Source organism: Microcoleus sp. Z1_B2, from assembly GCF_036700325.1.
Classification (GTDB): domain Bacteria; phylum Cyanobacteriota; class Cyanobacteriia; order Cyanobacteriales; family Microcoleaceae; genus Microcoleus.
The window spans coordinates 1-2,000 of sequence record NZ_JAUBOQ010000108.1 but is presented as its reverse complement, the minus strand read 5'-3'; the positions used below and the strand labels follow the sequence as shown (position 1 = coordinate 2,000).

Below are 2,000 nucleotides of genomic sequence, written 5' to 3'. Positions count from 1 at the left end.
TAATTGCTCAACTACTTGCCTATTCTGAGTTTCATCTATTTTTTAACCAATGTAAATACCCCCTTGACAATTTACCCCTCACCTTAACTTGTCACTAATAGATGCCAACAGACTCCAACTATTTCGCCAAACTCAGGGGAAATAGCCTCGTCATTATCAGGCCAAAAACTGAGAATTTTGTCACCGACGTTAAACTGCGGTGCAGGATATTTTTTGGGAAATTCAAAGACTGACTGAGGACGTGGCACAAAAAATAACAAAGCGGCCGATGCGATTTTTTGCAATAACTCGCGACGGGGAAACATTAAGAGTTGCGATCGTCCGTTAGGACAATCGGCTGAAAGTGGCATAATTTATAGGCTCCAAACGTTGAGAGATAACGATTTGGGGAAGTCGTGACTTGTTAAGCATTTGCAGTGCTTAGCAGTCGCGCATCAATCTTCCTTAGTTACTCACGATTGCAGACTTACACTTCCTTGTCAACACAGGAAGTGTAAAGTTTTGTTTCAAATTATTCGGCAAGCAACTCCATCACTTCGTCGGGCGTAATGCCATAAATAGCAGCTAGCAGCTTGATACTTTTCCCGTCACTACCCAATTGTTTAAGTACCCCAATAGCACTACCTAAAGGGATAGCTTCTTTTGTTGAATGAGTTAGCAAGTCAATTGTCGTCTTAGTATTGGCTCGTTTTTTATAAGTACCTTCATTCATCTGTGTTGAATGTCCTAAGCTTTTAGCTCTTGTTTCCTGGGACATCCCTGCCATTTGACCGTTGAGATTAGCTAGGTGACGTAAAGCGTGAGACTGAGTAAAACCTTTATTCCATCTTTTCAAAGTAGCCCACGCACGGTCATTATATGCACCAGAAATTGTCTTTGGATTGTTCGATGTCAACCTAACTTCAGGCAATTTTCCTAACTTGATTCCCAAGCGTTCGATTAAATCCGAATGAGTAGGAGGAAGCATTGGCACACACAATCGGTAGCCAGTCTTAGTCGTAGTTTCCAACTTGGTTTTTTCCCCTACTACGGCAATCATTTTCGTGTTACTTGGTTCACTCAGTGCCGGAATAGTAATGCCATCTTTTGTCTTAAACGGTTCGTTGACGTTCTGTATCGCGAACACTTCATGTACCCGAAAACCATACACCACCTGCATTGAGAATACCCACAACCATCGTTTGCGTGATTCTAAGTTGTACCGCTTATCATCGGAGATAGCTAAAACTTCCTCGTGAAATTTAAAAAATTCATCCACTGATATAGACTGAAGGTCTTCTCTGAACTGTGTCTGCGTGCCGTTAATTTCTTTAAGCCGAATAAGCAAGTCAGTGTTGCCAACAGTCTCAGCAAGCTTACGCATAGCGCACAAGCAGTTTTTGAAACATTTAGTTCCTACTTGCTTGCTGTGAACTACCAGTAGAATGTCTGCCAGGTTCAGGACTGTGTTTTGTGGCAATAGCTTGAAATAGTGTCCGTAAACACATCGCCAACTATATTGATGGCTAGGATTGTTCTTGTCGCGAGGTTGACGACGCTTTGTGTGTCCATCCCAATATTCTTTTTCTACTCTTGCTATCGCCTCACCGAACGTCATCAAATCATTTTTGATGACGTTCTTTTCTATAATCACATCATCATACCAAGCCAAGAACTGAGACTCGGTTTTTAGTGATTCTAAAGCGCTAGCGACTAGGTGAGCCCTCCTCAAAGCATCAGTAATCCCTTGCATTGTCAGGTAACATCCGCAGGCTTTATTGACTCGCTTGACGCCTAACTTGAATTGAAGTGTTAAGTAGGTCGGCGAAAAAAAACAAAACTATGTTAAGATACATAAAGAAAGGTAGAAATTTAGTGAGGTAATTAATATATGGGCGCTCGATTAAGAGTATTTCTCACTCAAAAGCAAGACAAAACCCTATTTATAGTCATTTCAAATAAATGTGAGACAGAGGCAAGATCATGATAAAATCGATAAAAATAGTTAATTAGAAAAAAAT

Annotated in this window: 2 protein-coding genes; both read right to left on the bottom strand. The window is 40.8% G+C overall.

The annotated features are described in order from the left end of the window. Window positions 1-83 precede the first annotated feature (83 nt). Window positions 84-350: a hypothetical protein gene (locus QT984_RS29615; RefSeq protein ID WP_333058645.1), complete on the bottom strand. Its 267-nt coding sequence runs from the start codon at window positions 348-350 to the stop codon at window positions 84-86. A gap of 161 nt (window positions 351-511) precedes the next feature. Then, entirely contained in the window at window positions 512-1,711 is a 1,200-nt protein-coding gene (locus QT984_RS29610) for a hypothetical protein (protein WP_333234324.1), read from the bottom strand. Window positions 1,712-2,000 lie beyond the last annotated feature (289 nt).

Excerpts from the sequence above, each read along its gene's own strand:
- QT984_RS29615 (WP_333058645.1), bottom strand. The coding sequence starts at position 350 with ATGCCACTTTCAGCCGATTGTCCTAACGGACGATCGCAACTCTTAATG.